The 7,550-nt window shown below is 47.7% G+C and carries 9 protein-coding genes; 8 read left to right on the top strand and 1 reads right to left on the bottom strand.

The genetic code is table 11. From position 1 onward, the window contains the following. Positions 1–134 precede the first annotated feature (134 nt). Both B0475_RS15410 and B0475_RS15405 read left to right on the top strand, forming a co-directional pair. Positions 135–626, top strand: a complete 492-nt coding sequence (locus tag B0475_RS15410) for a hypothetical protein (protein ID WP_077412778.1) — start codon at positions 135–137, stop codon at positions 624–626. Next, positions 619–930, top strand: coding sequence for a hypothetical protein (locus tag B0475_RS15405; protein ID WP_077412777.1), 312 nt, complete (start codon positions 619–621; stop codon positions 928–930). Before B0475_RS15410 ends, B0475_RS15405 begins: the two co-directional genes overlap by 8 nt. Before the next feature lie 9 nt (positions 931–939). On the opposite strand, the gene B0475_RS15400 is transcribed toward B0475_RS15405, so the two are convergent. Then, entirely contained in the window at positions 940–2,055 is a 1,116-nt protein-coding gene (locus tag B0475_RS15400; RefSeq protein ID WP_157893010.1) for a bactofilin family protein, read from the bottom strand. Positions 2,056–2,317: 262 nt separating this feature from the next. Here B0475_RS15400 and B0475_RS15395 point away from each other — a divergent pair, with 262 nt between their 5' ends. The 6 genes from B0475_RS15395 to B0475_RS15370 all read left to right on the top strand — a co-directional run bounded on the left by B0475_RS15395 (position 2,318) and on the right by B0475_RS15370 (position 7,536). Further along, positions 2,318–3,343 carry a hypothetical protein gene (locus tag B0475_RS15395; protein ID WP_077412775.1) on the top strand — a complete coding sequence of 342 codons (1,026 nt, stop codon included), beginning with the start codon at positions 2,318–2,320 and terminating at the stop codon, positions 3,341–3,343. Between the two features lie 259 nt (positions 3,344–3,602). Continuing rightward, on the top strand, positions 3,603–4,010 hold the full coding sequence (locus B0475_RS15390) for a YjfI family protein (RefSeq protein WP_157893009.1): 408 nt from the start codon (positions 3,603–3,605) through the stop codon (positions 4,008–4,010). 11 nt (positions 4,011–4,021) lie between these two features. After that, positions 4,022–4,444: a hypothetical protein gene (locus tag B0475_RS15385; protein WP_077412773.1), complete on the top strand. Its 423-nt coding sequence runs from the start codon at positions 4,022–4,024 to the stop codon at positions 4,442–4,444. After that, positions 4,437–4,778 (top strand): hypothetical protein, encoded by a 342-nt coding sequence (locus B0475_RS15380; RefSeq protein WP_077412772.1) that lies wholly within the window; start codon positions 4,437–4,439, stop codon positions 4,776–4,778. The genes B0475_RS15385 and B0475_RS15380 overlap by 8 nt, the downstream gene beginning before the upstream one ends. A gap of 2 nt (positions 4,779–4,780) precedes the next feature. After that, positions 4,781–5,428, top strand: a complete 648-nt coding sequence (locus tag B0475_RS15375) for an OB-fold-containig protein (RefSeq protein WP_077412771.1) — start codon at positions 4,781–4,783, stop codon at positions 5,426–5,428. A 101-nt stretch (positions 5,429–5,529) separates the two neighbouring features. After that, entirely contained in the window at positions 5,530–7,536 is a 2,007-nt protein-coding gene (locus B0475_RS15370) for a flotillin family protein (protein WP_077412770.1), read from the top strand. The last annotated feature ends 14 nt before the right edge of the window (positions 7,537–7,550 follow it).

Here is a 7,550-nt window from a genome sequence, read left to right as displayed (position 1 = left end):
GGCGAATGCAATTTGTTCTTCTGTAAACTTCGATTTCTTCATGACAAAACCTCTTTTCTTTGGTTAATTTTGCCAGATTTTTCTAATTTATAGTGGTACTGTTTTTAGGGGAAAGGTCAGAATCCCACGAGAAAGTGGTTGAATTGCTGTCTCAAAATGATATGGCCTATTTGGCGGTGGCAGTTGAGGTCCATCGAAGCGTAACCAAGAGAATTGATTCTTCTGAGGGCAGGCAAGATCTGAGCCTAGATGAAGCCTTAATGATTGCAGGTTTACATGAGCGTGCGCCAACCGCAACCCATTATGTATTTGAGGTCAAAGAAGTGTTGCAAGGAAATGTGCGAGATTCTGTGATCGTCAGTATTGAGGAGAGGGAGTTATCATTTCCTTGCAGTAGAGATAATGATTTTGATGGTCATGCTGAATCTGATTTTTGGATTGAAAGTGAAGGCAGGGCGATCATGCAAGGGCATCATGAATCTCATGGCATTACCACATGTTTCGAATTGGGAAAATCATATCTGCTGCTCAATGAACGTCTCTTTGGGACCCAGTCTTACGAGTTGATCGAATCAACGGATGATTTGTGGTACCAGCTGATTAAGCAACAATCCAGTCATGATTAAAACCACATTCACAGATCCATGGACTGACATCAACAACTACCCCGACAGTATGCGACAATACATTCACAAGCAATTGGCAATTGAACTGCACCCTGATCATGAGTTGTACGGGAAACCATTGAAGGTGATTGCCAGAAGAGAAGGTCGTGATGATGTTTTGATGGCTGACCTCAGTTCTGATGAGGTTTATCTGGTTCACCTGACTTATGCAACAAGTCAGCAAACAGGCGCTTTTCCGATCTCCAAACGACTCAATGATGTCCAAACATTTCTGAACCAAGCGAATGATGACTGGTCACTTTAAGGAGCTGGCTCAGCTAAGAAACCTCGGCCTGAACAACCAGTGGGTAATGGCGCCCAGTCCGGCAAACAGGATGCTCAAAAACAGCAGCCAGCCAACGTAGGGCAGCATAAACAACAGCACCACGGTGATGGCGCCAGTGGCAGCGGCGATGGCTCGGGTTTTGAAGCTGTTGGGTTCCGGACGATTTACCAACAACAGCACGCCAACCCCAATCGCATAGGTCCCGACCACATAACCGGTTAGCACAGCGATGAACCAGATCGCCAGATTGATGGGTATCAGCTGCATGCCATATCCGGTGATCATCAGGATGATGGTGGAACCGATGATGACTGACATGGCCAGCACACCCAACAGTATAGACCAGAACGGGCGCTGTAGAATGTGGCGTCGCAAGTCAGCCAGTTTGCGTGGCACAATGGCGGCAAACCAGGCGGCGAAGGCGGTGATGATCAGCACGGCAATGAAAAACTTCAGCAAAGCATTGCGCCAGTCCCAAAAGGTCACATCACCCGTGGCTGCTTCCCACTCTGAGACATCTCGTCTGGTGATTCGCTCTTCTTCGATGACGTTCGTCGGCACTTCAGCAGCGCCCATCACTGATTCAAAAATGGTCAGCTGACCCTCAATCTGGGCGCCTTTGCCAAACGCCAGCTCTTCCGCTTTGATGCTCACATCACCGGTAACTTGTCCATTGACATTGACTTCATCACCGGCCAGCAGGGCATAGCCCCATACGTTTCCGGTTAGGTCGACAATACGGCCTGATGCACGCAGGTCACCGTGTACATCGCCAACGTTTACTTTGATGCCGCTGACGGTGAGGTCACCATTCACTGTGCCTGATTGTGTGACCTGGTAGCCTGACAGATAGGCATCCTGACCGACCGCGCCTTCAGACCGGACCATGCGGCCGAAGACATGCAGTGATCCTGAGATGTCCTGGGTGCTGTGCACCGTGTCGCCAAACATAAACAAGTCATCCACACCGGTGGCGTCCTGAATGGCATGGGTGCCAGAGACAAACCGGTCATTGTTAAAGTCAAGGATGGAGCGGTTGTCATTGGCATATGCTGGCCAGGTGACAAAGAACAGGACAACGACCATTGCGTGCAGATTTGACATGATCAGTACCAATTTCAGTGAGAATTATCATCAGTGTACAAAGAATGATGAGTTTTTATGTTGATTTTTGTCAAGATCCAACGGTGCAATGGGGACATCTGTGACGTATATTAAGTGATCTTCCGATATCACATTCACCCCGCTTGAATCGGACGCTCTGAACAAACCAGCTAATGATGATCTGACTTTGGTCAACTAATTTTATTTCACCTGGACAAATGAGCTAGAATAATTGTTTTGCATGGGATGCTTATTCTGATTGATGACTGAATCATTACCTGTACATTTGCCTTCGCTCCAAGTGCCTGTTGCGTCAGATGATGCCAATTCTGAAGCTGGGATCGCACAGTTGTTGAATGACTGGTCGGTTTGGCTCAGACAGATGGATCCGCATGACTTGCCATTGGTGCAACAGGTCACCGATGCTTTACTGGAATTGGGAATGACTGAACAGCAGGCTTTCTGGGCATTGGATGAAGGTTTGAAACTGCCTTTGGAGCAGCACCTTTCATCTGGATTGACGGCTGATTCAGTGCATGATTTGTTGCAGGAGTTGCAGCAATACATTCGTTCAATCACACCACCCAAAAATAAACGACCTTCACTGATCGAACAATTGAAATTGCTGTTTTCATCGCATCTGTCTCCATGGGATTTGTGGCTGGAACACTTCAGTGATCAACAACAGGACATCAAGGCATTGAGCGCCAGGCTGGAACGTGGGTTGGGTACCCTCAATGGCGAGAACCAGGTCATGGCCAGTCATCAGATGATCATCAGGCAGCACATCAGCCAATTACAAAAAGTTTATGATCTGGCTGTTGCGCTGGGCAAGGGTTTTGGTGAATTGTTGACAGCACTGTCCGCAGATACAGCCGCAGTTTGTAGCCAGATTGAACAGGAGTTTTTACCGGTTATTCAAAAGAGAGTGATTGAATTACAACAGCAATTGTTGATGGCCCGACAAGCAGATTTGACCTTTGATATGCTGATCAAACAAAATCAACACCTCAGTCGCGACATCACTGTGGCCATGAACAACAGCCAGCAGATTTTGGAGGTCACTGCGGGGCTGGTGGTGGCGCGTCGTAGAAACCACCATGGCAAACAACAATCAATGAACCAGCATAGCATACAGTTGGCTGACATCAGAAAAGCCCAGTTGCAAGAGGCTCAAGAGCAAATAAAACGCGCCCTGGAGGACATCGAACAGGTCAAAGAGGACGCCAGACAAAGTCATCAATATTTACTCAAGGAACAATCAATAAGCACCGAAAATCAAGTCTAGGGCGTATATGATACATAGGAAACAAATTTGAGTTGCTGAACAGAGGGACCGCCGACTTGGTTGGTGAGCGATGAGCGAATCATAAAGTCGTGCGCTTGATTAAATGTCATGATCGCCGTGGCCGCATTCACTTTTGTCTTTAACACAAGTGAATGAAGTCCCAAGATCATTCAAATGTGACCTGAGGCGCATGACATATTATGTCAATCTGACATATTATGTCATAACAGCATGGGGCTGTAGAGGAGATCATAACAACATGAACACCAGGGATTTAGCCAGTTATTTGTCACACCACAGAACGCCTGAAGGATACACCTTCGAGTGTCAGCACATTGATGGAGAAGTCCAGGTGTTGCAGGTTGAAATGAATGGCTTTGAAGGTTTTCCGGTTTTTGTCACCAGCACGGCACACCAGATATTGTGTGTTATCTATTTGTGGACTGAAGCGGAGATCATTCCGGAGTTGCGTAAAGACATGCTGGACATGATGCTGGACACCAGCATAGCCATTCCATTGTCTTCATATGCCAGGGTCGGTGATCGTTATGTGTTGTTTGGAGCTTTGTCCGTGGCATCTGATTTTGATCGACTGGTTGAAGAGTTGGTGACGTTGAATGAAAACGCTTTGGATGTGCTGTTTGCCATGGATGATTTTCTGCGATGAACAGGTGACACATGACCAGTAAAAAACAACAATTAGAACAACTGATGACAACATTTTGTGATGAAATTCGTATATCTGTTAAAGGCGATGCCATCATCAATCAACCCATTGTCAGTGATGAGCGGCTGGCAGACATCAGGTCGGTGTTGGTTGAGGCCAGTCAATTGACTTCGCCAACTGGTGATGTTGGGCAAGAAATCAGTGACCTGAAAAAGTTGATGGAACGTACCAAACGTTGTCTGAAAACCGTAGAACGGCAGCAGTTGATGACTGAAGCCACTCAAAACATCCAAAAGGTCACGGCGGTGATCAAAGACAATTATGGCAAGGATGCCAATCGGGTGATGTCTGCCAGGCTGGCGTTTGAGCACAGCAAGCAGCTGCCGACCACAGATTTATCATCACTAGACCAGGATCCGCCAGGCGATGAGTGACAAAAAACGCAACCTGCCTGCCAAATGGGAAGCAGAGAAAAAAGCGGTCAGAGCGACTCAGGTGGCTTTTGATGTCGGCGAACAAATACAGTATGTGATCCGCAAGGAGGCGCTGGATAAAAATGTCAATCCATCGGACCGGATCAGACAGATTCTGGGATTGAAGGTGACCCGGAAGCCAAAAAGATTGCGGTTGTCAGTGTCATTGAGTGATGAGGATCTGACTTTTCTGGCTGAACAATATCAGCTGGAGAAATATGACACCATTGAAGTCAAAAGGCGGGCTGCTGAACAGTTGGTGGCCCACGTCAGAAATATTATTGAGCAGGAGTGATCATGGAATTATTTTTAACCAACATCATCAGTTTTCCAGTGGCGGTTTATACCTTGCTGATGATCATTGTGATGTTTTATTGGTTGCTGGCCCTGATTGGTGCAGTTGACATCGAGCTGTTTGATATAGACATTGATTTTGATATGGATGTGGAAACTGAATTGGATGCACCTGGTCTGGGTGGCGTTGCAGGCATCATGTCAAAACTGGGATTAACAGGCGTTCCGGTGACCGTGGTGATTTCCATTTTGGTGGCTTTTTCATGGCTGATTTGTTACCTGTTGACTTCTTTGGTATTGCCATTGATTCCCTGGAATTGGGCCAGCACTGTGTTGGGTATTGTGGCTCTGGTCGGTAGTTTTTTACTGGCTATTCCCGCCACAGCATTATTGGTAAACCCCATGAAAGGCATGTTTGTGAATCATGATGCGGTGCAAAAATCATCCTTGATTGGTCGGGAGTGCCTGGTGAGAACCGGCAAAGTGACCAGCACATTCGGACAGGCTGAACTGGAAGATGGTGGTGCCGGGATGTTGTTTGATGTCCGGGCTGACGAGGCATATGGCATCCAAAAGGGGGATGTGGTTATTTTGGTCTCATACAACATTGAAGATGACAGTTACCAGGTGACCAAAGCAGGACAAGCATAAGTGACTGGCGGGTATGAAAACATGGCCTGGCCAAACAAATTATTAAAAACAGACAACTCAGGTTGTATTAACGAAAACACTCAATTAAGGAGAGCAAACCTATGAACAGTGATATTTTGATTGCCTTTGCCAGTACAGCGGGGCTGGTGGTCCTTGCCCTGTTTGGCATTGGACTGATTTGGATGAAATTCTACCAGAAGGTAGAGCAAGGCCAGGCAATGATCGTCAATACCATGAAAGACGTGCCTGAAGTAACATTCACGGGGCGGACGGTGCTGCCAATCGTTCATAAAAAAGAATTTATGATCATTTCTTTGAAGACCATTGAAATTGACCGGCGAGGGCATGATGGTTTGATCTGTAAGGATAACATCAGAGCAGACATCAAAGTGACCTTCTTTGTGCGGGTCAACAAGACCAAGGAAGACGTGCTGAAAGTGGCTCAGGCCATCGGATGTGAACGGGCTTCCAAGCAGGCCACCATTGATGAGTTGTTCAGTGCCAAGTTTTCCGAAGCATTGAAAACCGTGGGCAAAAAGCTGGAATTTGAGGAGTTGTATGAAGAGCGGGATCGTTTTCGTGATGCCATCATTGAAGTCATCGGTAAAGACCTGAATGGATACGTGCTGGAAGATGCAGCGATTGATTACCTGGAGCAAACCCCAATTACTTCGCTGGATGCCAATAATATTTTGGATGCACAAGGCATCAGAAAAATCACTGAGTTAACAGCCAAGCAACACATTCTGACCAATGAGTTTGAACGTGAAGAAGAGACCAAGATCAAGAAGCGTGATGTGGAAGCCAGAGAACGGATTCTGGAACTGGAGCGCATTGAGGCTGATGCTGAGGCTCGCCAGCAGCGTGAAATTGCATCGGTCAAAGCCCGTGAGATGGCTGAAAAAGAAAAGATTGAGAATGAAGAGCGATTGAAGTCCGAAGCAGCAAGGATTGCTGCTGATCAGGAGATCATGGTGATGGAAGAAAACAAAAACCGTGAGATCGAAGTGGCTGCCAATAACCGCATGCGGGCAGTGGCCATTGAAGAAGAAAAAGTCACCAAAGTCAGACAACTGGAAGTGGTTGGGCGTGAACGCGAAGTGGCTTTGCAGGAGATTAACAAAGAAAAAGACCTGGAAGTTGAGAAGAAGAACATCGCTGATGTGATTCGTGAACGCATTGCCGTTGAGAAAACGGTGGCTGAGCAAGAGGAACAGATCAACGAATTGCGTGTGGTTGAAGAGGCCAGGCGTAATAAGTCAGCTCAGGTCATTGCGGCTGAAGCTCTGGCAGAAGAATCGCTGATTAAACAGGTCAAAGAAGCCGAAGCTCAGGAAACCAGCGCCAAACACCGGGCCAGTGAGCGCATCACCATGGCCGAGGCAGAACGTGAAGCGGCTTCCAAAGAAGCCGACGCCAAAATCAGGTTGGCCGAGGGTGTTCGTGAAGAGGTTGCTGCCACAGGTCTGGCAGAGGCCAAAGTCATTGAGGCCAAAGCCGCAGCCGAACAGAAGCAAGGTGAAGCAGAAGCTGAGGTCATGGCACAGAAGTTCCGAGCTGAAGCAGTTGGTGCTGAGGAAATTGGTATGGCCAATGTGCGGGTCAAAGAAGCCGATGCCAAAGGTGAAGAACAACAAGCCATGGTGGCAGTGAAAATCAAAGTCGCTGAAGCTCAGGCCATCGAAGAACGATATGCCGCAGAAGCCCGTGGTTTGAAAGACAAGTTTGCTGCTTTGGCGACCATGGATGACAAGGTCCGAGAGCACGAAGAATTCCGCATGGGTCTGGACATGTCTCACCTGGAAAACATGAAAGCCATCGAAGGCAACATCGGTATCGCTGAAACCCAGGCCAAAGTGCTGGCAGAAGCCTTGAAAGAAGCCAACATCGACATCGTTGGTGGCAACGGCGACTTCCTGGAGAAATTCATGAGCTCGCTTGCAGTGGGTAAAGCCGTAGATGGTGCGATTGGTAAAAGCGACATCCTGCAGGCGGCGGTCAGCAAAGTGATGAGCCTGGGATCAGGCACTTCCTTTGACAAGGAAACCGTGACCAAACTGATCAAAAAACTGTCCCGGGATGATGCCGGTGACACCGACAACAGCTGATCGCTGCTGTCCTT

The organism is Marinicella sediminis, assembly GCF_002000055.1.
Classification (GTDB): domain Bacteria; phylum Pseudomonadota; class Gammaproteobacteria; order Xanthomonadales; family Marinicellaceae; genus Marinicella; species Marinicella sediminis.
The sequence above is the reverse complement of the archived record's forward strand: the minus strand, read 5'-3'. Positions and strand labels throughout refer to the sequence as shown.